We start from the raw sequence: 21,805 nt of genomic DNA, 5'->3' as shown, positions 1-21,805 counted from the left end.
TCCTCTCCTGTTGGCTACGATTTGCACACGGATTATCCGTGAGTCATGTCGTGTGGATTAAAAATAAACATCAGGAGATGTTATGAAGTCGTCCTTATTCAGCCGCTATACCTGCTTTGTGCTGAGCATCTTGCTCACCCTGGTTTTCTTGATCATGATGCACAACCATCCGTGGTTCTGGCTGCCGGCCCTGGCCTGCGGTTGCCTGATGGTGCTGGGTATCTACGATCTCACGCAGCAGCGCCACGCCATTTGCCGCAACTACCCGATCATCGGCCGCCTGCGCTTCTTCTTCGAGTTCATCCGCCCGGAACTGCGCCAGTATTTCCTCGAGCAGGATAATGAAGAAATCCCGTTCTCCCGCACCCAGCGCACGCTGGTGTATCGCCGGGCGAAAAACGAGATGGGCGACAAGCCGTTCGGCACCCTGCTGGACGTGTACCAAACCGGTTATGAATGCATCGGCCACTCGATGCGGCCGGTGGAAGCCGCCGATCCCACCAGTTTTCGCATCACCATCGGCGGCACCGACTGCCGCCAGCCCTACTCCGCGTCAATCTTCAACATTTCGGCGATGAGCTTCGGCGCGCTCTCCGCCAACGCCATTCGCGCACTCAACCTCGGCGCGGCCAAAGGCAATTTCTACCACGACACCGGTGAGGGCAGCATCAGCCGCTATCACCGCGAAAACAACGGCGATCTGGTGTGGGAGCTGGGCAGCGGCTATTTCGGCTGCCGCACCGCCGACGGCCATTTCGATCCGCGCCGCTTTGCCGAACAGGCGCAAAGCCCGCAGGTGAAAATGATTGAAATCAAGCTCAGCCAGGGCGCCAAACCGGGCCACGGCGGCATTCTGCCGGCGAAAAAAGTGGATGCGGAAATCGCCGCCACCCGCGGCGTGCCGGAAGGCGTGGATTGCATCTCGCCGGCCTCGCACAGCGCCTTTACCACCCCGCTGGAAATGATGCAGTTCATCCAGCAGCTGCGCGAGCTGTCAGGCGGCAAACCGGTCGGTTTCAAGCTGTGCATCGGCCACCCGTGGGAGTTCGTCGCCATCGTCAAGGCGATGCTGCACACCCGCATTCTGCCGGACTTCATCGTGGTGGACGGCAAGGAAGGCGGCACCGGCGCCGCCCCGCTCGAACTCTCCAACTATATGGGCATGCCGCTGCGCGAAGGGCTGCTGTTCGTGCATAACACGCTGGTGGGCTGCGGCCTGCGCGACCAAATCAAGATTGGCGCCAGCGGCAAGATCATCAGCGCCTTTGACATCGCCAGCGTGCTGGTGCTCGGCGCCGACTGGGTGAATTCGGCGCGCGGCTTTATGTTCGCCGTCGGCTGCATCCAGTCGCAAAGCTGCCACACCAACCACTGCCCGACCGGCGTCGCGACGCAAGATCCGCTGCGTCAGAAGGCGTTGGTGGTGCCGAACAAGGCGGAGCGCGTCTATCACTTCCATCAAAATACGGTGAAAGCGCTGGCGGACATGCTGGCGGCGGCCGGCGTCAGCCGCCCGGAGCAGTTGACCTCACACCATATGCTGCGCCGCATCACGCCGACCGAGATCAAGGTGTACGCCGATATCTATTACTACCTGGAGCCGGGCGCGCTGCTGCAGCCGGAGATCAAAAGCGAGTTCTACGCTCGCATGTGGCGCATGGCGACGCCCAACAGTTTCGATCAGGCAATCTCGCTGCCGGCGGCATGATGGGATAAGGAATAAAAAGAGAGTTGCCCCCTCGCCTTGGGGAAGAGCATATGGAGAGGGGTTGCTTGCTACGGCGGCCCTCCCCCTCAACGGCGAGAGGGCGTGTCGGTTACTGCTTGCGCACCGGCGCATCGCCGGCGACGTAGTAGTCGGCGGTACTGCGCGGCAACGGCGCGCGCTGGCGAATGCGGTCGGCGATCTTTTCGGCGATCATGATGGTGGTGGCGTTCAGGTTGCCGGTAATGATCAGCGGCATAATCGACGCATCCACCACCCGCAATCCTTCCATGCCGTGCACCCGGCCCTGGCCGTCGACCACCGCCATCTCGTCTTCGCCCATCTTGCACGAGCAGGACGGGTGGAAGGCGGTTTCGGCGTGCTCGCGCACGAAGGCGTCCAGCTGCTCGTCGGTCTGCACCTCCGGCCCTGGGCTGATCTCGCGGCCGCGGTATTCGTCCAGGGCAGGCTGCGCCATGATTTCGCGCGTGATGCGGATAGCATCGCGGAACTCCTGCCAATCCTGTTCGGTCGCCATGTAGTTGAACAGAATGCTCGGGTGCTGGCGCGGATCCTTCGACTTCACCTGCACCCGGCCGCGGCTCGGCGAACGCATCGAACCGACGTGGGCCTGGAAGCCATGCTCTTTCACCGCGTTGCTGCCGTTATAGTTAATCGCCACCGGCAGGAAGTGATACTGAATGTTCGGCCAGGCAAACTCTGCACGGCTGCGGATGAAACCGCCGGCCTCGAACTGGTTGCTGGCGCCGACGCCGGTGCCGTTGAACAGCCATTCCGCGCCGATTTTCGGCTGATTGAACCATTGCAACGCCGGGTACAGCGACACCGGTTTCTTACAGGCGTACTGCAGATACATCTCCAGGTGGTCCTGCAGGTTCTCTCCGACGCCCGGCAGATCGTGCACCACGTTGATGTCCAGACTTTTCAGCAGCGCCGCCGGGCCGACGCCCGAACGCTGCAGAATTTGCGGCGAGGCGATGGCGCCGGCGCACAGCAGCACTTCGCGGCGCGCTTTGGCATGGGTCAGCTGATTGCTGTCGCCCTGCAGATAGTTAACGCCCACTGCGCGCTTGCCATCGAACACGATGTGGTCGGTCAGCGCATGGGTGACGATCTTCAGGTTCGGCCGTGAACGGGCCTGATCCAGATAACCGCGGGCGGTGCTGGCGCGGCGCCCTTTCGGCGTCACGGTGCGGTCCATCGGGCCGAACCCTTCCTGCTGATAGCCGTTCAGATCGTCGGTGCGCGGATAGCCCGCCTGCACGCCGGCTTCCACCATGGCGTGGAACAGTTCGTTGTTACCGGCCTTCGGCGTGGTGACGCTCACCGGGCCATCGCCGCCGTGGTAATCGTTCGGGCCGATATCGCGCGTTTCCGCCTTGCGGAAATACGGCAGGCAGTCCAGATAGGTCCAGTCTTCCAGACCCGGCGCCTTGGCCCAGTTGTCGAAGTCCATCGCGTTGCCGCGAATGTAACACATGCCGTTGATCAGGGATGAACCGCCCAGCCCTTTGCCGCGGCCGCATTCCATTCGGCGGTTGTTCATGTGCGGCTCAGGATCGGTTTCATACGCCCAGTTATAGCGGCGGCCCTGCAGCGGAAACGCCAGCGCGGCCGGCATCTGGGTACGGAAATCCATCCGGTAATCCGGGCCGCCGGCTTCCAGCAGCAGGACGCTGACGTCGGCGTCCTCGGTCAATCGGGTGGCTAACACGTTGCCGGCTGAACCGGCACCGATAATGATGTAGTCAAATTCCATTCATTATCTCCTAAATATTCGTATGCCTGAATGATGCGAATGGCTTGAATTCCGCATGCTGAATATAACAAGGCAGTTTTGGATGCGAAAAAGATATATCCCCTATGGATTTCGAGTTACAGCTAGGCGGCAAGGGCGCAGAGCCCCAGGAGCTTACTCAAGTAAGTGACTGGGGTCTGCGCTCGCAGCCAACAACGCTGTAGCTTGAAAGACGACGGGGATAGTTAAAATACCGAGGCGTATTCGCCCAGCTCAACCTGCACCGATTTGATCTGGGTGTAGTGTTCCAGCGTCGTCAGGCCGTTCTCGCGGCCGACGCCGGACTGCTTGTAGCCGCCGACCGGCATTTCCGCCGCCGACTCGCCCCAGGTGTTGATCCAGCAAATGCCGGCTTCCAGCTGGTGGATCACGCGGTGCGCGCGGGCCAGATCGTGGGTCACCACGCCCGCGGCCAGACCGAAGGTGGTGTCGTTGGCGCGGCGCACCACTTCCTCTTCGTTCTGGTAGCTGAGGATGCTCATCACCGGCCCGAAGATCTCCTCGCGCACGATTTCCATATCGTCGCGGCAGTCGCTGAACACCGTCGGCGCCACATAAGCGCCCTTGCCGAATTCGCCGTGGGTGACGCGTTCGCCGCCGCACAGCAGGCGCGCGCCGCTGTTTTTGCCGCTCTCGATAAAGCGCAGCACCGATTCCATGTGCGCGAAGCTGACCAGCGGCCCGAAGTTGGTCTGCGGATCGGTCGGATCGCCGAGGCGAATGCGCTTCACGCGTTCGAGGATTTTCGCCTCAAACTGCGCCTGCAGCGCCGCCGGCACGAAGACGCGGGTGCCGTTGGTGCACACCTGGCCGGAACTGTAGAAGTTGGCCATCATGGCGATATCGGCGGCGCGATCCAGATCGGCGTCGTCGAAGATAATCAACGGCGATTTGCCGCCCAACTCCATGGTGACTTCCTTCAGCGTCGAACCCGACGCGTTGGCCATCACCTTCTTGCCGGTTTTCACCCCGCCGGTGAAAGAGACTTTGGCGATGCCCGGATGGTCGGTCAGGTACTGCCCCACTTCCGCCCCGCTGCCGGTCACCACGTTGAACACGCCGTCCGGCAGGCCGGCTTCGGTGTAGATTTCCGCCAGCTTCAACGCCGTCAGCGACGTGACTTCACTCGGCTTGAAGATCATCGCGTTGCCCGCCGCCAGCGCCGGCGCGGACTTCCACAGCGCGATTTGAATCGGGTAGTTCCAGGCGCCGATGCCGGCCACCACGCCCAGCGGTTCGCGGCGAGTGTAGACGAACGAGGTATCGCGCAGCGGGATCTGCTCGCCTTCAATGGCCGGGATCAGGCCGGCGTAGTACTCCAGCACGTCGGCGCCGGTGACGATGTCCACCGCGGTGGTTTCCGACATCGCTTTACCGGTATCCAGCGTTTCCAGCGCCGCCAGCTCATCGTTGCGCTCGCGCAGAATATCCACCGCGCGACGCAGGATGCGCGAACGCGCCATCGCCGTCATCGCCGCCCACACCTTCTGCCCGCTGGCCGCGCTGGCCACCGCACGATCGACGTCTTCAGCGCCGGCGGACTGGACTTCAGCCAGCACTTCGCCGTTCGCCGGGTTAATGGCGTTGAAGGTTTTTCCAGCGGTGCTGTCTACATAGGCGCCATGAATATAGAGCTTCTGCAAGCCAAAACGGGACATAGGATCTCCTTGAGTTATCCTCCGGGCGGCGTTTGCCCCCGGAGTTGGAACGTGATGTATTCGGTCGTGAGCGCCAGCGCCTGCGCCTGATTGAACGCGGAGCCGCGCAGCGCGCTGCGCAGCCACAGCCCATCGATCAGCGCCGCCAGCCCCTTGGCCGCCAACCGCGCCTGCGGCTGCGGCATAACGCGGCGAAACTCGGCGCACAGGTTGGAATAGAGCCGACGGCCGTTCACCTGTTGCAAGCGGTTGAGCTGCGGCTGGTACAGACTGCTGGCCCAAAAGGCCAGCCAGGTCTTCATCGCCGCGCTGTTAATCTGGCTGTCGTCGAAGTTGCCGGCGACGATCGCCTGCAGCCGCGCCGCCGGGCTGTTGTCGGTCAGCGCCTGCAGCCGCAGCTTCACCGCCTCGCCCAGATGGCTGATCAGATAGCGCATAGTGGCTTCCAGCAGGCCGTTCTTATCCTTGAAATAATGGCTGATGATGCCGTTGGAAACGCCGGCCCGCCGCGCGATCTGCGCGATGGTGGCGTCATGCATTCCCACTTCGTTTACCGCGGCGAGCGTGGCATCAATCAACTGCTGCCTTCTGATTGGCTGCATTCCTACCTTTGGCATATTTCGACTCTCACAAAACCGACTTCGGCCTTATCTCAGCGGGCAAATTTCACTGCCGTTTCGCCCGTGATTCAGGTCATCATGAGGACTATTAAACTTTTTTTTGATTGAACGTTCAATAAAAATTGCATATATTTTATTGCCGCCTGGTTAAAAAAATGTATTTTCTGGTTGTGGAACTGGCTGATTTTTGTGAGGTAATTAACGAATCTGACCAAAATCAGTGGCTGTAAGCGGTTCCCGCCGCGAAGCGCTCCGGTGCTTCATAAGCAGGCGAAAGCGGCATCGTTCAGGCCATTCCCGTGGGGATGGCCGCCGCCTTCATTCGCCCGTTTTCCGGATGCGCCAACGCGCCCCAGAATGCGGAGCGGCACGATTTTACTCAGTTCAGAGGATGACGATGACAACACGCGAAACCTCCTCCAAACCGCAGCAGGACCGCCTCAACCCTGTGGTTTTCTTCACCTCGGCGGGGCTGATCCTGGCCTTCTCGCTGATGACCATCTTTTTCACCGACTTCTCCGGGCAGTGGATCACCCGCACGCTGAATTGGGTGTCGACCACCTTCGGTTGGTACTACCTGCTGGCGGCGACGCTGTACATCGTGTTCGTGGTGTTTATCGCCGCCTCGCGCTTCGGTTCCATCAAGCTCGGGCCGGAACAGTCCAAACCGGAGTTCAGCCTGATGAGTTGGGCGGCGATGCTGTTCGCCGCCGGCATCGGCATCGACCTGATGTTCTTCTCGGTCGCCGAGCCGGTGACCCAGTACATGATGCCGCCGGAAGGCGACGCGCAAACGCTGGAGGCCGCGCGCCAGGCGATGGTCTGGACGCTGTTCCACTACGGCCTGACCGGCTGGTCGATGTATGCGCTGATGGGCATCGCCCTCGGCTACTTCAGCTATCGCTACAACCTGCCGCTGACCATCCGTTCGGCGCTGTACCCGATCTTCGGTAAGCGCATCAACGGCCCGATCGGCCACAGCGTGGACATCGCCGCGGTGCTCGGCACCATCTTCGGCATCGCCACCACGCTGGGCATCGGCGTGGTGCAGCTCAACTACGGCCTCAAGGTGCTGTTCGAGATCCCGGAAAACCTGACGGTGCAGGGATCGCTGATCCTGCTGTCGGTGATCATGGCCACCATCTCGGTCACCTCGGGCGTCAACAAGGGCATCCGCATCCTGTCCGAGCTGAACGTACTGCTGGCGCTGGGCCTGATCCTGTTCGTGCTGTTCTTTGGCGACACCGAGTTCCTGCTCAACGCGCTGGTGCTCAACGTCGGCGATTACGTCAACCGCTTTATGGGCATGACGCTCAACAGCTTCGCCTTCGATCGGCCGGTGGAGTGGATGAACAACTGGACGCTGTTCTTCTGGGCCTGGTGGGTGGCGTGGTCGCCGTTCGTCGGCCTGTTCCTGGCGCGCATCTCGCGCGGGCGCACCATTCGCCAGTTCGTGGTCGGCACGCTGATCATTCCGTTCGTGTTCACCCTGCTGTGGCTGTCTATCTTCGGCAACAGCGCGCTGTACCAGATCATCCACGGCAACGCCGAGTTCGCGCAGGAAGTGATGCAGTTCCCGGAGCGCGGCTTCTACAGCCTACTGGCGCAATACCCCGGCTTCACCTTCAGCGCCTCGGTGGCCACCATCACCGGCTTGTTGTTCTACGTCACCTCGGCGGACTCCGGCTCGCTGGTGCTGGGTAACTTCACCTCGCGCCTGGCCGACATCAATAATGATGCGCCGAACTGGCTACGGATTTTCTGGTCGGTGGCCATCGGCCTGCTGACCATCGGCATGCTGATGACCGACGGCGTGCCGGCGCTGCAGAAAACCACGGTGATCATGGGCCTGCCGTTCAGCTTCGTGATCTTCTTCGTGATGGCCGGGCTGTACAAATCGCTGCGGGTGGAGGACTACCGCAAGGCCAGCGCGCTCAGCACCCTGGCGCCGGTGCCGGTCTCCAGCCACGACGTGCTCAACTGGAAACAGCGTCTGTCGCGGGTGATGAACTACCCGGGCACGCAGTACACGCAGAAAATGTTGGATAAGGTTTGCCGTCCGGCGATGCAGGACGTGGCGCGCGAGCTGGAGTTGCGCGGCGCGAAAGTGGAGTTCAGCGAAGTGCCGCCGACCGAAGACGAACGCCTGAACCACCTGGAGCTGCTGGTGCACCTGGGCGAGGAACAGAACTTTATCTATCAGATCTGGCCGATGCGCTACTCGGTGCCGGGCTTCACCTACCGTGCCCGCTCCGGCAAGTCGCACTACTACCGGCTGGAAACCTTCCTGATGGAAGGCACCCAGGGCAACGACCTGATGGACTACAGCAAGGAACAGGTGATTGGCGATATTCTCGACCAGTACGAGAAGCACCTGAACTTCCTGCACATTCATCGCGAAGCGCCGGGGGGCACCCTGACCTTCCCGGATATGTGACGGCCGAGAAATATCCAGAGGGCGTAGCCAGGCTACGCCCTTTTTTATGCCTGCTCGGCCGGCAAATCGGCCTTCAGCAGCACCAGGGAGCCGGCCAGCAACACCAGATCCTTGATTAAAAAGCTGGTGGCCCCGGCCATGGCGGGAAAACCGCCGGCGGAGGGCTCCCAGGCGCCCGGCGTGGAAAAGATCAGCGTCAGCGTGGTCAGGTAGGTCACCGTCGATCCGATCGCCCCCAGCAAACCCAGACGCCGCGACCAGAATCCCGCCAGCAGCAGTAAACCGAAGCTCCATTCGGCGACGCCCAATGCATAACTGGCGCCGCGAATGCCGAACGCCTGATGCATCCAGCTCAGCAGCGGGCTGTTGCCGATCAGTGGCACCAGTCCCTGCGCTTCGTAATCAAACCACTTGGCGTAGCCGAAGGCGGCGAAGATCACCACCAGCGCCGCGCGCATAAAGATAACGTCCCAATTCGAGCGCTGAAAGCGCCGCAGCCATGTCGCCAGCATCATCCTCTCTCCTTATGTTGCCCGCGGCCACCGCGGTTTACCGCTTGCGACCGCGGGGTACGGCGGCTTACTGCCCCATCGCATCCTTTTTCATCTCGTCTTTCTTCATGCCGTCTTTGGCCATACTGTCTTTCGCCATGCCATCCTTTTTCATGGCGTCTTTGCCCATTTTGTCTTTCTTCATGCAGTCCTTGCCCATGCACTCTTTCTTCATCCCATCTTTCGCCATGCCGTCGTGCGACATCTGGCTCATGCCGTCCTTTTTCATCGCGTCTTTACTCATGCCGTCCGCGGCGTTGGCGCCGGCCACGCCCAGCATCAGCGCGCTGCACATCATCATTGCGAATAACTTTTTCATGGTATTTCCTTCCGTCATGTCAAAGGCACCGGAGTGCCGGAGAATGGCCGGCGGCCGCCTCAGCTGCCGCCAAACCAGTTGTAACCCTGGTCTTCCCAGTAACCGCCCGGGAAGCGGTTGGTGACCTCGATCACCTGAATGTGCTTCGGATTCTTGTAGCCCAGCTTGGTCGGCATGCGCAGCTTCATCGGATAGCCGTACTTGCGCGGCAAGGTCTGGCCGTCGTAGGTCAGCGCGATAATCGTCTGCGGATGCAGCGCGGTGGCCATGTCGATACTGGTGTAGTAGTCGTCGGCGCATTTGAAGCTGACGTAGCGGGCGCTCAGATCCGCGCCGATTACCTTAAGAAAGTTGGCGAACGGCACGCCGCCCCACTTGCCGATGGCGCTCCAACCCTCGACGCAAATATGACGCGTCACCTGGCTAACCTGCGCCATCCGATGCAGCTGCGGCAGGCTCCAGGCGCGCTTGTCCTGCACCAACCCCGCCACTTCCAGCCGATAGTCGTCGCCGTTGATGTCGGGCGCGTCCTCCTCGGCGTAAAAGGCGTTGAACGGGAATGGCCGGGTGATCATCGACTCCGGGTAGACCGGCGCCAGGCGATCGCCGTTGAACAGCCAGCCCTGCACCCGATCGTTGAGGCGCGAAATACGGCTCAGCGCCTGCTCGACGTTGGCGTTGCCGCTGAGATCGCAGCCGGTAAGCATAGCGATACCGCCCAGCGTCAGGCCGTTGCGCAGAAAGCGGCGGCGGGACGACGCGGTCAACAAGCGCTGCGCTTCTTTGACGATCGCCTGCCCTTCAACGATCGTCATGATCTGTTTATCCTTTTTCATCGTGAACTCCTTAACGTCCGCGCAGCATGGCCAGCAGCGTGCGGGGCACCAGCGCCACCATCACCAAATGGATCGCGACGAAGGCCACCAGCGCCGACATGGCGAAAAAGTGGATATAGCGCGCCGCCTCATAGCCGCCGAGCAGCGTGCGCAGCAGCGGAAACTGCACCGATTTCCACAGCACCAGTCCGGACAGCGCGCTCAGCACGCCGAGGAGCATCACCGACAGATAGGCCACGCGCTGCACCATGTTGTAGTGGCGCAGGTCGGCGTGCTGCAGCCTGCCGCGCAGCGCCGCGCCGACATCGGCGAGAAACTGCTTCGGGCTGAGCGGCCAATATTTGCGTTTGAAGCGCCCGCTGGCGAGGTTCAGCAGCAGGTAACACAGTCCGTTGACGCCAAACAACCACATGCCGGCGAAGTGCCACTGCAGCGCGCCGCCCAGCCAGCCGCCGAGCGTCAGCTCGTTGAAAAAGCTGAAGTTGAACAGCGGCGAAGCGTTGTAGATGCGCCAACCGCTGGTCACCATGATCAGCATCGCCAGCGCATTCAGCCAATGCGTTAACCGCAGCCACAGCGGATGTACGGTCTGTCGTTGTTCCGGGGTGAGAGTGAGGCTCATAACGATTCCTGCCAGCTAACGATGCGATGAACCGAGTATTCCCCGGATTTGTTCCCCAAGACCTCACGCAAAGTTAAATAAAATGTGATAACTCCGCCGGTGGCGGTTGTGTAGACTTCAGAGAGAATCGGGCTAATCAGCGGTAATGAGAATGGACAAGCCAAAACGAATTTTGATCGTCGAGGACGACGGCGACATCGCCGAGCTGCTGCAGCTGCATCTGCGTGACGAGGGTTACGCCATCAGCCACGCCGCCGACGGCAATCAGGGCATGGCGATGCTGGAACAGGGCGGCTGGGACGCCTTGATCCTCGATCTGATGCTGCCGGGCGTAGACGGATTGGAGATTTGCCGCCGGGCGCGCACCATGACGCGCTACACGCCGATCATCATCACCAGCGCGCGCTCCAGCGAGGTGCACCGCGTGCTGGGGCTGGAGCTGGGCGCCGACGACTATCTGGCCAAACCCTTTTCCATGCTGGAGCTGGTGGCGCGGGTCAAGGCGCTGTTTCGCCGCCAGGAAGCGATGAGCCGCAACCTGCGCATGGACGCCGGCGCGCTCAGCTTCAACGATCTGACCATCGATCCCATCGCCCGCGAAGTGCGCCTGCACCAACAGCCGATCGAGCTGACGCCGCGCGAATTCGACCTGCTGTACTTTTTCGCCCGCCACCCGGGCCAGGTGTTCTCGCGCCTCAGCCTGTTGAATCAGGTCTGGGGCTATCAGCACGAGGGGTATGAGCACACCGTCAACACCCATATCAACCGGCTGCGCATCAAGATCGAGCGCAACCCGGCAGAACCTGAGCGCATCCTCACGGTGTGGGGCATGGGCTATAAATTCGCGGCCGCGCCGCAAGAGTGAGCCATGAAAAACCTTACGTTAGCGCAACGCCTCACGATTATCTTCGCGCTGCTGATCGTCATCGGCTGCGCCTTTTCCGGCTGGATGCAGGTGCGCAGCAATACCCAGTACAGCCAGGCGGTGATCCAGCGCCTGTCCGGCAACCTGGCGCAGCATATCGCCGACAGCAATCCGCTGCTGGGGGTGAACGGGCCGGATCCACAGGCGGTGCATACCCTGTTCGATCAGCTGATGGCAGTGAACCCCAGCGTTGAGGTTTATCTGCTCGACAACCAGGGCGCAATCATTGGCAACGCCGCGCCGGCCGGGCATCTGAAGCGGCAGCGGGTCGCGCTGGCGCCGCTGCAGGCGCTGCTCGATGGCGCGCAGATGCCGGTGTATGGCGACGATCCGCGCAGCGCGGACGGACGCAAGGTGTTCAGCGTTGCGCCGCTGAAGGTCGACGGCCGGGTCGAGGGCTATCTGTATGTGGTCTTGCTCGGTGAAGAGTACACGGCGTTGGCCAGCAACGCCCAGTTCAACTCGGCGGCCAGAATGGCGCTGTGGACCTCCGGGGTGATGGTGCTGTTCAGCCTGCTGGCCGGCGGTTTCGCGTTCTACTGGGTCACTCGCCCCATCCGGCGCCTGACCCGTCAGGTCAATGCGCTGGACAGCGGCGGCATTGAGGCCGTGCAGGCCTACGCGGCGCTACCGGCGGTGCCGGCCGGGCGCGACGAGGTCAGCCAGCTGCAACAGGCCTTCCACCGCATGGCGCAGCGCCTCGCCGAACAGTGGCAAACGCTGGCGCAGCAGGATCGGCTGCGGCGCGAATTCATCGCCAACGTCTCGCACGATCTGCGCACCCCGCTCACCTCGCTGCACGGCTATCTGGAAACGCTGTCGGTCAAGGCCGCCACCCTGAGCGACGCCGATCGGCGGCGCTATCTGGAGATCGCGCTGGCGCAAAGCCGCAAGGTGGGCAAGCTGGCGCAGGAGCTGTTCGAGCTGGCTCGATTAGAGTATGGCGTGGTGAAGCCGCAGAAAGAGCCCTTCTCCCTCAGCGAGCTGTTGCAGGACGTGTTCCAGAAGTTCGAGCTGGCGGCGGAGGCGCGCAACCAGCGGCTGCACGCCGACATCGCCCCCGGCGTGCCGCCGGTGTTCGCCGATCTCAGCATGATTGAGCGGGTGCTGACCAACCTGTTGGACAACGCCATTCGCCATACGCCGCCCGGCGGCGACATCGGCGTGCGGCTGTGGCGGCAGGAAGACCAGGTGATGGTGCAGGTCAGCGACAGCGGCCCCGGCATTCCGCAGACGCTGCGCGCCGATCTGTTCGTGCGGCCGTCTGTCCTGAGCGGCGCCCGACGCCCCGCCGGCGGGCTGGGGTTAATGATCGTGCGGCGCATTCTGCAGCTGCACGACAGCGACATTCAGCTGATCGAACAACCACAAAGCGGCGCCTGCTTCCGCTTTGCCATTCCGCCGCGTTAATCCGGCATATCGGTTATTGCGCTAACGGGAACCGTAGGCTGAAAATGAGGCTGGCGACAGGCGCGCGCTCGATACATTCGGCGCGCACCTCACCGCCGTGCAGCGTCATGATGGCGCGCACGATGGACAGCCCGAGGCCGCTGGCGTGGCTGCCGGCGCTGCGCGCGGGATCGGCGCGGTAGAAACGATCGAACAGCTTTTCCAGATGCGCCGGCGCGATCGGCGGCCCTTGATTGATGACCTGCACCCACCAGGCATCGGCGCGCCGTTCAGCCCGCAACACGATCAGGCTGTTTTCATCGGCATAGCGCACCGCGTTGGCCACCAGGTTGCTCAGCGCCCGCTGGAACAACATCGCGTCCGCCTTCAGCTCTCCTTCTCCTTCGCAGCTCAGCGCGATGCCGCGTTCTTCCGCCAGCCCTTCGAAATAATCCGCCACCCGCCGCAGCTCTGCCGCCACCTCCAGACGACTGTAGTTCAGCGCGGACTGCGCCTCACCGGCGCGCGCCAGAAACAGGATGTTTTCCACCATGCGCGAAATACGCTCCAGCTCGTCCATATTGTTCGACAATAGGGTTTCGTACTCCTCCACGCTGCGGGGTTGATACAGCGCCACCTGACACTGGCCCATCAACGCGCCCACCGGCGTGCGGATCTCATGGGCCAGATCGGCGGAAAACTGCGTCAGCCGCTGATAACCTTCATTCAACCGATCGAGCATCGCATTGAACGACCGGGTCAGCTGCTGCAACTCCTTCGGCGCCCCCTGTTCGCTGAGGCGAGTGGACAATGTATTGGGCGCGATCTGCGACGCCTGCGCCGCCATGCGCCATAGCGGCTTCAATCCCCGGCGCATGACCCCATAGCCCAGCAGCGCAATCAGCAGGAAAGCCACAATGACCGCCGCGACAATGCGCCACAGGTAACGCGCCAGCATCTTCTGCTCGTTGACCATGACGTGCGCGGCGGAGATCTGCAGCAAACTGCCGTCTTCCAGACGCACCATCGCCGATGCCGCGCGCAGCGGCACCCCCTGGGCCGTTTCCCCGCCGCGCACGGCGGCCAGCGTCTGCGCCTGTTCGGGCGGCGTCGGCGCGATCGGCGGCAGGGCCACCCTGGCCGGATTCACATTGATGAGCGGTTTTTGCCCCGGAATTTGGAAAATCAACACATCCTGTTCATTGCCCAGCATATTTTCGAACAGGCCGTTATTGGCAGTCAGGCGCGCCAAAGGAAAGCGCTGCCCCAGTAAATGGCGGAAATACTCTACGCGCCCGGTCACCTGCAGATCGCTGCGGAGCGTCATTTCCTGGCGCATCGCGCCGAACAGATACCAGCCTGCCCCGCTCACCACGCAGGCGGCCACCAGCGCGAACAGCGTGGCGGTGCGCAGCGTCAGCGACACCGGCCGACGTGAAGCGCGGGCGTTCACGAGCGCGGCTCGCAAACATAGCCGATGCCGCGCACGCTGTGGATCAGCTTGACGTCGAACGGCCGGTCGATTTTGGCGCGCAGGCGTTTGATCGCCACGTCAACCACATTGGTGTCGCTGTCGAAATTCATGTCCCACACCTGAGAGGCGATCTGCGTGCGCGACAGCACTTCGCCTTCGCGCCGCACCAGTAGATGCAACAGCATGAATTCTTTATTGGTCAACGGGATCACCTGATCCTGGCGCACCGCCCGGCGGCGCAACACGTCCAACTGCAGATCGGCGATAGCGTAATGATCGGCTTCGCGCGCCGGCCCGCGGCGCAGCAAGGTGCGTAAACGCAGCACCAGCTCGGTAAAGGAAAACGGCTTGATAAGATAGTCGTCCGCGCCCAGCTCCAGGCCGTGGATGCGATCCTGCACGCCATCACGGGCGGTGAGAAACAGGATCGGCACGTCGCTTTTCTTGCGCAATACCTCGATGATCTGCCAACCGTCCAGCCCCGGCAGCATCACATCGAGCACGATCGCATCGTAGTCCTGCTCCAACGCGCGAAACAGCCCGTCGGTGCCGGTGCGCGCCAAATCGACGCCGTAGCCCGCTTCCCCCAGCCCTTTCTTCAGGTAATCCCCTGTGCCGATATCGTCTTCAACTACCAGTATTCGCATGCTCACCACCTCGTTACGTCTGCAAAAATACTAGCAGCTTCGGCGGACAAACTTGATGACATTAATGTCATCAAACGGCCATGGCGCTGACCCAGTAGGTCAACCATGCTTAACCGGCAAACTCATTTCAGGAGAACGTTATGATTACCCGTCATCGTATAGCCGGTTTACTGTTGTCCACGTTACTGCTTTCCAGCGGATTGGCCGCCGCCGCCCAACCGCCGGGCAAGGTGATTGCGCCGCTGCGCGGCACCATCACGCAGGTTGCCGACGGCAATCTGCAGTTGACCGACCGCAAGGGCGAGACACTCAGCGTCAAGCTGAACGATCAGACCAAAGTGCTCAGCGTTTCCAAAGCCACGCTGGACGACATCAAACCGGACAGCTTTATCGGCACCGCCGCCGTGCCGCAGCCGGACGGCACGCTCAAAGCGCTGGAAGTGCACGTGTTCGCCGCCAGCCTGCGCGGCACCGGCGAAGGGCATTCGGCCTGGGAATCCGCCGACGGCAAAGTGGATACCATGACTAACGGCACCGTCGGTAAACTGGTGAAATCCAACGGCCGCACCCTGACCGTCACCTACGGCAACCAGCAGAAAACCGTCGTCGTACCGGAAGACGTGCCGATCGTGACGCTGGATCCGGGCGATCTGAGCCTGCTGAAACCGGGCGTGCACATTGTGCTGTTCTCCGCCGTCAACGATAAGGGCGAACGCATCGCCACCCGCATTTCCGCCGGCAAAGACGGCACCGTGCCGCCGATGTAACCGGAGGAAAGCCATGAAAACCAACGCGTCGCGGCCGGTGCATCGCTGGCCGGTTCGAATCACTCATTGGATCAACCTGTTCGCCATGGTGTGCATGTTCATGAGCGGTTGGGAAATCTACAACGCCTCGCCGCTGTTCGATTTCCGCTTTCCGCCGCAGATGACGCTGGGCGGTTGGCTGGGCGGCGCGATTGGTTGGCATTTGGCGGTGATGTGGCTATTGGCGCTCAACGCCGTCTGCTATCTGCTGTGGAGCCTGTTCAGCGGCCATTTTCGCCGCGATCTGTTGCCGCTTCGCGCCGACGCGCTGCGGCAGGATATCTGGCTGGCGATGACGCTGCGCCTGCACCACCGGCATGGCCGCTACAACGCCATTCAGAAACTGATGTACCTCGGCGTACTGGCGCTCGGCCTATTACTGGTGCTGTCCGGCCTGGCGATTTGGAAACCGGTTCAGCTGCAGGGATTGGTCGCGCTGTTTGGCGGCTTCGACTTCGCGCGCTACGTGCATTTCTTCGCCATGGCCGGCATCGGCCTGTTTGTGGTGATCCACGTATTTATGGTGGCTGTCGTGCCTAAAACCCTGTGGGCGATGATAACGGGTGGCAAACATGAATGAGAAAAAACAGCGGGCAACCGCGCCGACGCTGGAACCGGACCAAAAAAAGCAGCTGGTCAATCTGCAACGCCGGCTGATGTTGCGCTCCGGGCTGACGCTGGGCGGCATCGCCATGCTGACCGGGTGTAATCTGCAAGACGGCGATCGGGTGGATAAGGTGCTGTGGGCCATGTCGCGCTGGAACGACCGGGTGCAGGCCTGGCTGTTCAGCGGCCAGCGGTTGGCGCAAACTTACCGGCCGGACCAGATCACTCACCCTTTCCCCTTTAACGCATTTTACCCGGAATACAACGTCCCCGAGATCGATCTCGCCGGCTACCGGCTTGAGGTCGCGGGGAAAGTGGAGAAAAAAGCGCCCTGGACGCTGGAACAGCTGCAGCGGCTGCCGCAGCAAAGTCAGATCACGCGTCTGATCTGCATTGAGGGCTGGAGCGCCATTGGTCAATGGGGCGGCGTGCCGCTGCGCACCTTTCTGCAGCACGTCGGCGCGGATCTGAATGCCGGTTACGTCGGCTTCAAATGCGCCGATCGCTACTACGCCAGCCTCGACATGGCCACCGCGCTGCACCCGCAGACCATCCTGGCGTTGGATTTCGGCGGCAAGGCGCTGCCGGCGGACTATGGCTACCCGCTGCGGCTGCGCGTGCCGACCAAGCTGGGGTTCAAAAACGCCAAACATATCGCCGCGATCTTCGTTAGCGACGTCAATCCGGGCGGCTATTGGGAGGATCAGGGCTACAACTGGTTCAGCGGCATTTAGTTTTGCGCGGCGCTGCGCACAACCTTCATCGGCGGCTGGAGGAACGTCTCCGCCGCGGTTAATAATCTGTTCGTCACAAAGGGGATAACTATAGGAAAAATAATAGTAAAAAGGATTTTATCATGGATATTGATGTGAGGGAGTCACACACTGGAATAGCAGACACATACAGATATCAGATTGCCGTCAGAAAAGGTGATGGTAAATCGGCCATCTATCATTTGGATTTCAAGAGAATTGGGCAAAACATGCACCATTGGTTTGCCCCAGTGTATGTGGACACTGCTATCCTCAATAATGCTTTCTCTCTGGAATTTTATGATGTTAAGGCGTTGAGCGACGTAAACAGGCATCGGCGCTCAGCTTTCGATACCTATACTGCAATGCATTATACCCTTCTCCAACGCGAACGCTTATTCGTTGTTGGCATCGGGGAAACTCTTCTCAAGTTTGCCTATCAGTATCATGCCAGGATCATCTTAAGTGCACCGTTAAGGCCAGCATTAGCTAAAATTTATGATTTTTTGTTGAAAAAATACGCGCACAAAGGGCATTATTTATACAAAATAGAGTTTATAAAGGACGGCCTCTATGTCATCGAAATCCCACGTAGCCCCCATAGCATCCCATACTTGCCAACAGCACGTTAAGGAACAGCGCCTGAAAGAGATGCAAGCCTTCCACGAAGAGTGGTGGGAACAAAGGCGCCGCGAATGGCGTGAATGCGGCGGCGTTGAAGCCAGTGAACCGCCCGCACATAGCATCGATACCGAACTTTCATCCTGATTCCGGTTCGTTCTTATTCTTCTTCTCCCGCCGTCAGCAATGCAATCCCCGCTTGCTCAATGGCCTCCCGCGCGGCGGCGGGCAACCCCTCATCGGTAATGATGGCGTCAAAGGCGGCGATCGGCAGCGCCAGATAGGTGGCGACTTTGCCGTATTTGGACGTATCGCTGAGCAGAATGCGGCGGCGGCTGGCCTCGACGATGGCCTTCTTCACCATCACCTTATCTTCGTTCGGCGTCGACAGGCCGCGCATGCTCCACGAAGAGGCGGAGATGAACGCCAGATCGATAAACAAACCGCGCAGCGCCTGCGCCGCCGCCTCGCCGACGCAGGAGCGGTTTTCCCGGCACACGGTGCCGCCGGTGTGGATGATTCGGCACTGGCTATGCTCTATCAGGAACCCGGCGATGACAAAGTCGTTGGTCACCACCGTCAAATCGTCACGTTCTCCGATCTGTTTCGCCAGCGCCAGCGTGGTGGTGCCGGCATCCAGATAGATACAGCTATTGGCGGGAATTTGCCGCGCCGCCAGCCGACCGATGGCGATTTTCTGCCGGCCGAACATCCCCTCTTTGGTCTGGTGAGAAGGTTCGCTCGCCACCCGTTCCGGCGCCTGCACACCGCCCGAGACCGACTGCACCGCCCCCTGCTCTTCCAGCTTTTGCACGTCACGGCGGATCGTCATATGCGACACCCCCAGCCGTTCGGTCAGCTCGGCGATACTGACGACGCCGCGTTCGGATACCAGCGCAAGAATTTGTTGATGGCGTTCTACAGGTATCACGGTTCCCTCTCGTTGCTGCGGTGATAATAATTGTGATTTTACGTCAATTTTCGTTCGCCGATAGCCCTTATTTCTCGCAGCGTGACGGCCAGCGCAGTTAGGCCAGCCAAACATAAACTTATTTAAAAACATAATAGTAATGTTGATTTAGGCCAGAAATCGCACGAAAAATCCGTTTCACGCATTGTTAATTATTGTGATAACGATCGCGGATAATCGACCGACAAGCGCTTACATTTAACACAACAAAACAAATTATCACTAAAATTAACAGGAGTGCAGTATGACACACCCAGGGAATTATGCCGTTTGCGTCATCGGGCTGGGGGCGATGGGCATGGGCGCCGCGCGTTCATGCCTCCGCGCCGGATTGACCACCTACGGCGCCGATCTCAATCCGCAGGCGCTGGCGGCGCTGCAACAGGCCGGCGCGAAACAAACGGCCCCCAGCGCGCGCGACTTCGCCGCCGAGCTGGACGCCGTGTTGCTGCTGGTGGTAAACGCCGCGCAGGTGAAGCAAATCCTGTTCGGCGAGCAAGGCCTGGCGCCGCAGCTCAAGCCGGGCACGGCGGTGATGGTGTCTTCGACCATTTCCGCCGATGACGCCAAACAGATCGAGCAACGGCTGCTGGACTACGGCCTGGCGATGCTGGACGCGCCGGTTTCCGGCGGGGCGGCCAAGGCGGAAGAAGGCCAAATGACGGTGATGGCCGCTGGCGCCGACGCCACCTTCGCGCGCCTGCAACCCGTGCTGGACGCCATCGCCGGCAAGGTTTACCGCATCGGCGAAACCATCGGCCTGGGCGCGACGGTAAAAATCATCCACCAGCTGTTGGCCGGCGTGCACATCGCCGCCGGAGCGGAAGCCATGGCGCTGGCCGCCCGCGCCAACATCCCGCTGGACGTCATGTATGACGTCGTCACCCACGCCGCCGGCAACTCCTGGATGTTCGAAAATCGCATGCGCCACGTGGTCGACGGCGACTATACGCCCAAATCGGCGGTGGATATCTTCGTCAAGGATCTGGGGCTGGTGGCGGATACCGCCAAGGCGCTGCATTTCCCGCTGCCGCTGGCCTCCACCGCCTTCACCATGTTTACCGCCGCCAGCAACGCCGGCTACGGTAAAGAAGATGACAGCGCGGTGATCAAAATCTTTGCCGGCATCGATCTGCCGCAGAAAAAGGAGACGCTCTGATGCAACTCGGCGTAATCGCGGATGATTTTACCGGCGCGACCGACATCGCCAGCTTTCTGGTGCAAAACGGCCTGCCGACGGTGCAGTTGAACGGCGTGCCGCAGGACGAAACGCCGGTCGACGCTCAGGCGGTCGTCATCAGCCTGAAATCGCGCTCCTGCCCGGCAGAGCAGGCGATCGAACAGGCATTGCAAGCGCTGGCCTGGCTGCAAAAACAGGGCTGCCGCCAGTTCTACTTCAAATACTGCTCCACCTTCGACAGCACCGCACAGGGCAATATCGGCCCGGTGACCGACGCCCTGCTCGCCGCGCTGGGGGAAAATTTCACGGTTGTTTCCCCGGCGCTGCCGGTAAACGGCCGCACGGTCTATCAGGGCTACCTGTTCGTCGGGGAACAGATGCTGTCTGAGTCCGGCATGCGTCATCACCCGGTCACGCCGATGACCGACAGCAACCTGCTTCGCCTGATGGAATCCCAGGCCGCCGGACGCTGTGGGCTGGTGACGGCGGCGGAAATGGATCGCGGCGCCGAGGCAGTCAGCGAGAAGCTGCAGCAACTGGCGCAGGAAGGCGTGCGCTACGCGGTGCTGGACACGCTCAACGAACGGCATCTGCTTACCCAGGGCGAAGCGTTGAAAACGATGAAGCTGGTGACCGGCGGTTCGGGCCTGGCGATCGGCCTGGCGCGGCAATGGGCGCAGAACGGCGAACGTTCGGCAGAGGCGGCCGGCGCGCCGCAGGGGGAAAAGGCGGCGGTGCTGTCTGGCTCCTGCTCCGTCATGACTAACCGGCAGGTGGCGCACTATCGCGAACGCGCGGCGGCGCAGGCCATCGATATCGACCGTTGCTTCGATCCCCAGACGCGCGCCGCCTACGCCGTCGAGTTGGCGCACTGGGCGCAGCGCCATGCCGGAGAAACGCTTGCCCCGCTGATCTACGCCACTGCATCGCCGGAGTCGCTGCAGCAAACGCAACAACGGCATGGCGCCGCCGCCAGCGAGGCGGTGGAAGCCTTGTTCGCCGAGCTGGTGGTGCAACTGCGCCAGTTGGGATTCAGCCGCTTTATCGTCGCCGGCGGCGAAACCTCCGGCGTGGTGACGCAGGCGCTGGGCATTCGCGGCTTCCATATCGGCCCCAGCATTTCCCCCGGCGTTCCCTGGGTGCGCGCCAGCGATCGGGCCATTTCCCTGGCGCTGAAATCGGGTAATTTTGGCGATGAAGCCTTCTTCGCGCGCGCGCAAACGGAGTTCCCGGTATGAGCATGACGATTGAACAGCAGGCGCGTGAAGAGATGGTGCGCCTGGGTGCCTCGTTTTTCCAACGCGGCTACGCCACCGGCTCCGCCGGCAACCTCTCGCTGATGCTGCCGGACGGCGCGCTGCTGGCGACGCCGACCGGCTCCTGTCTCGGCGAGTTGCAGGCCGATCGCCTGTCTAAAGTGAGCCTGAACGGCGACTGGCTCTCCGGCGACAAACCGTCGAAAGAGATCAGCTTTCATCGGGCGCTCTATCTGAACAACCCGGAATGCAAAGCGGTCGTGCACTTGCATTGCACCTACCTCACGGCGCTCTCTTGCCTGCAGGGGCTGGACGCCGACAACGCCATCAAACCGTTCACCCCCTATGTGGTGATGCGCGTCGGCAAGGTGCCGGTGGTGCCTTACTACCGGCCCGGCGACGAAAGGCTGGCGCAGGATCTGGCCCGCCTGGCGCCGACCCACCGCGCCTTTTTGCTGGCCAACCACGGGCCGGTGGTGACGGGTAAAGACCTGCGAGCGGCGGCGGACAATACCGAAGAGATGGAAGATGCGGCGCGGCTGATCTTCACCCTCGGCGATCGTCCGATCCGCTATTTGACCGCTGATGAAATTGCCGAATTACGGAGCTGAA

The 21,805-nt window shown here is 61.4% G+C and carries 21 protein-coding genes; 11 read left to right on the top strand and 10 right to left on the bottom strand.

Annotated features, from left to right (window positions below; translation table 11 throughout):
* Positions 1–82 precede the first annotated feature (82 nt).
* Entirely contained in the window at positions 83–1,708 is a 1,626-nt protein-coding gene (locus tag ACP3TA_RS13195) for an FMN-binding glutamate synthase family protein (RefSeq protein WP_046686690.1), read from the top strand.
* Positions 1,709–1,817: 109 nt separating this feature from the next.
* On the opposite strand, the gene betA is transcribed toward ACP3TA_RS13195, so the two are convergent.
* From betA to betI, 3 genes are all read right to left on the bottom strand, one after another.
* On the bottom strand, positions 1,818–3,485 hold the full coding sequence (gene betA / locus ACP3TA_RS13190; RefSeq protein WP_060659754.1) for a choline dehydrogenase: 1,668 nt from the start codon (positions 3,483–3,485) through the stop codon (positions 1,818–1,820).
* 224 nt (positions 3,486–3,709) lie between these two features.
* The gene (betB, locus tag ACP3TA_RS13185; protein ID WP_047572157.1) at positions 3,710–5,182 is read right to left on the bottom strand and encodes a betaine-aldehyde dehydrogenase; all 1,473 of its coding nucleotides are present in this window, start codon (positions 5,180–5,182) and stop codon (positions 3,710–3,712) included.
* Positions 5,183–5,196: 14 nt separating this feature from the next.
* Positions 5,197–5,799, bottom strand: coding sequence for a transcriptional regulator BetI (gene betI, locus ACP3TA_RS13180; RefSeq protein WP_033642409.1), 603 nt, complete (start codon positions 5,797–5,799; stop codon positions 5,197–5,199).
* Between the two features lie 400 nt (positions 5,800–6,199).
* Here betI and ACP3TA_RS13175 point away from each other — a divergent pair, with 400 nt between their 5' ends.
* Entirely contained in the window at positions 6,200–8,239 is a 2,040-nt protein-coding gene (locus ACP3TA_RS13175; protein ID WP_004939112.1) for a choline transporter, read from the top strand.
* Between the two features lie 44 nt (positions 8,240–8,283).
* On the opposite strand, the gene ACP3TA_RS13170 is transcribed toward ACP3TA_RS13175, so the two are convergent.
* The 4 genes from ACP3TA_RS13170 to ACP3TA_RS13155 form a co-directional block, all read right to left on the bottom strand.
* On the bottom strand, positions 8,284–8,754 hold the full coding sequence (locus ACP3TA_RS13170) for a YkgB family protein (RefSeq protein ID WP_426784298.1): 471 nt from the start codon (positions 8,752–8,754) through the stop codon (positions 8,284–8,286).
* A gap of 64 nt (positions 8,755–8,818) precedes the next feature.
* Positions 8,819–9,109 carry a pentapeptide MXKDX repeat protein gene (locus ACP3TA_RS13165; protein WP_170853304.1) on the bottom strand — a complete coding sequence of 97 codons (291 nt, stop codon included), beginning with the start codon at positions 9,107–9,109 and terminating at the stop codon, positions 8,819–8,821.
* A gap of 59 nt (positions 9,110–9,168) precedes the next feature.
* Positions 9,169–9,945 carry a molybdopterin-dependent oxidoreductase gene (locus ACP3TA_RS13160; RefSeq protein ID WP_046686687.1) on the bottom strand — a complete coding sequence of 259 codons (777 nt, stop codon included), beginning with the start codon at positions 9,943–9,945 and terminating at the stop codon, positions 9,169–9,171.
* Positions 9,946–9,955: 10 nt separating this feature from the next.
* A complete protein-coding gene (locus ACP3TA_RS13155; protein ID WP_033650571.1) occupies positions 9,956–10,567 on the bottom strand; it encodes a cytochrome b/b6 domain-containing protein in 612 nt (203 codons plus the stop codon).
* A gap of 151 nt (positions 10,568–10,718) precedes the next feature.
* Between ACP3TA_RS13155 and ACP3TA_RS13150 the strand changes: the two genes are divergently transcribed.
* Both ACP3TA_RS13150 and ACP3TA_RS13145 read left to right on the top strand, forming a co-directional pair.
* Complete coding sequence (locus ACP3TA_RS13150) at positions 10,719–11,432, top strand: response regulator transcription factor (RefSeq protein ID WP_016928494.1); 714 nt, start codon at positions 10,719–10,721, stop codon at positions 11,430–11,432.
* A gap of 3 nt (positions 11,433–11,435) precedes the next feature.
* Complete coding sequence (locus ACP3TA_RS13145) at positions 11,436–12,902, top strand: sensor histidine kinase (protein WP_042784003.1); 1,467 nt, start codon at positions 11,436–11,438, stop codon at positions 12,900–12,902.
* 13 nt (positions 12,903–12,915) lie between these two features.
* Here the strand turns inward: ACP3TA_RS13145 and ACP3TA_RS13140 are convergent, their stop codons facing one another.
* Together ACP3TA_RS13140 and ACP3TA_RS13135 are read right to left on the bottom strand one after the other, a co-directional pair.
* Complete coding sequence (locus tag ACP3TA_RS13140) at positions 12,916–14,334, bottom strand: heavy metal sensor histidine kinase (protein ID WP_206196177.1); 1,419 nt, start codon at positions 14,332–14,334, stop codon at positions 12,916–12,918.
* Entirely contained in the window at positions 14,331–15,002 is a 672-nt protein-coding gene (locus ACP3TA_RS13135) for a heavy metal response regulator transcription factor (RefSeq protein WP_021504273.1), read from the bottom strand. The genes ACP3TA_RS13140 and ACP3TA_RS13135 overlap by 4 nt, the downstream gene beginning before the upstream one ends.
* Positions 15,003–15,142: 140 nt before the next feature.
* On the opposite strand from ACP3TA_RS13135, the gene ACP3TA_RS13130 reads away from it, so the two are divergent.
* The 4 genes from ACP3TA_RS13130 (at position 15,143) to ACP3TA_RS13115 (ending at position 17,798) form a co-directional block, all read left to right on the top strand.
* Complete coding sequence (locus tag ACP3TA_RS13130; RefSeq protein ID WP_033642404.1) at positions 15,143–15,769, top strand: hypothetical protein; 627 nt, start codon at positions 15,143–15,145, stop codon at positions 15,767–15,769.
* A 13-nt stretch (positions 15,770–15,782) separates the two neighbouring features.
* Positions 15,783–16,388: a cytochrome b/b6 domain-containing protein gene (locus tag ACP3TA_RS13125; protein ID WP_033642403.1), complete on the top strand. Its 606-nt coding sequence runs from the start codon at positions 15,783–15,785 to the stop codon at positions 16,386–16,388.
* A complete protein-coding gene (locus ACP3TA_RS13120; protein ID WP_033650565.1) occupies positions 16,381–17,148 on the top strand; it encodes a molybdopterin-dependent oxidoreductase in 768 nt (255 codons plus the stop codon). The genes ACP3TA_RS13125 and ACP3TA_RS13120 overlap by 8 nt, the downstream gene beginning before the upstream one ends.
* 122 nt (positions 17,149–17,270) lie before the next feature.
* Entirely contained in the window at positions 17,271–17,798 is a 528-nt protein-coding gene (locus tag ACP3TA_RS13115; RefSeq protein ID WP_101453356.1) for a hypothetical protein, read from the top strand.
* A gap of 149 nt (positions 17,799–17,947) precedes the next feature.
* Here the strand turns inward: ACP3TA_RS13115 and ygbI are convergent, their stop codons facing one another.
* Positions 17,948–18,718 carry a DNA-binding transcriptional repressor YgbI gene (gene ygbI / locus ACP3TA_RS13110; protein ID WP_101453357.1) on the bottom strand — a complete coding sequence of 257 codons (771 nt, stop codon included), beginning with the start codon at positions 18,716–18,718 and terminating at the stop codon, positions 17,948–17,950.
* A gap of 283 nt (positions 18,719–19,001) precedes the next feature.
* Between ygbI and ltnD the strand changes: the two genes are divergently transcribed.
* From ltnD to ACP3TA_RS13095, 3 genes are read left to right on the top strand one after another with little or no spacing between them, the layout of a single operon-like run.
* The gene (gene ltnD / locus ACP3TA_RS13105) at positions 19,002–19,916 is read left to right on the top strand and encodes an L-threonate dehydrogenase (RefSeq protein WP_033642399.1); all 915 of its coding nucleotides are present in this window, start codon (positions 19,002–19,004) and stop codon (positions 19,914–19,916) included.
* A complete protein-coding gene (gene otnK, locus ACP3TA_RS13100) occupies positions 19,916–21,175 on the top strand; it encodes a 3-oxo-tetronate kinase (protein WP_277396877.1) in 1,260 nt (419 codons plus the stop codon). Before ltnD ends, otnK begins: the two co-directional genes overlap by 1 nt.
* Positions 21,172–21,804, top strand: a complete 633-nt coding sequence (locus ACP3TA_RS13095) for an aldolase (protein ID WP_089194452.1) — start codon at positions 21,172–21,174, stop codon at positions 21,802–21,804. Before otnK ends, ACP3TA_RS13095 begins: the two co-directional genes overlap by 4 nt.
* Position 21,805 lies beyond the last annotated feature (1 nt).

It is taken from the genome of Serratia sp. 2C06 (assembly GCF_050037615.1).
Classification (GTDB): domain Bacteria; phylum Pseudomonadota; class Gammaproteobacteria; order Enterobacterales; family Enterobacteriaceae; genus Serratia; species Serratia ureilytica.
This window is presented reverse-complemented; position numbering and strand designations above follow the sequence as displayed.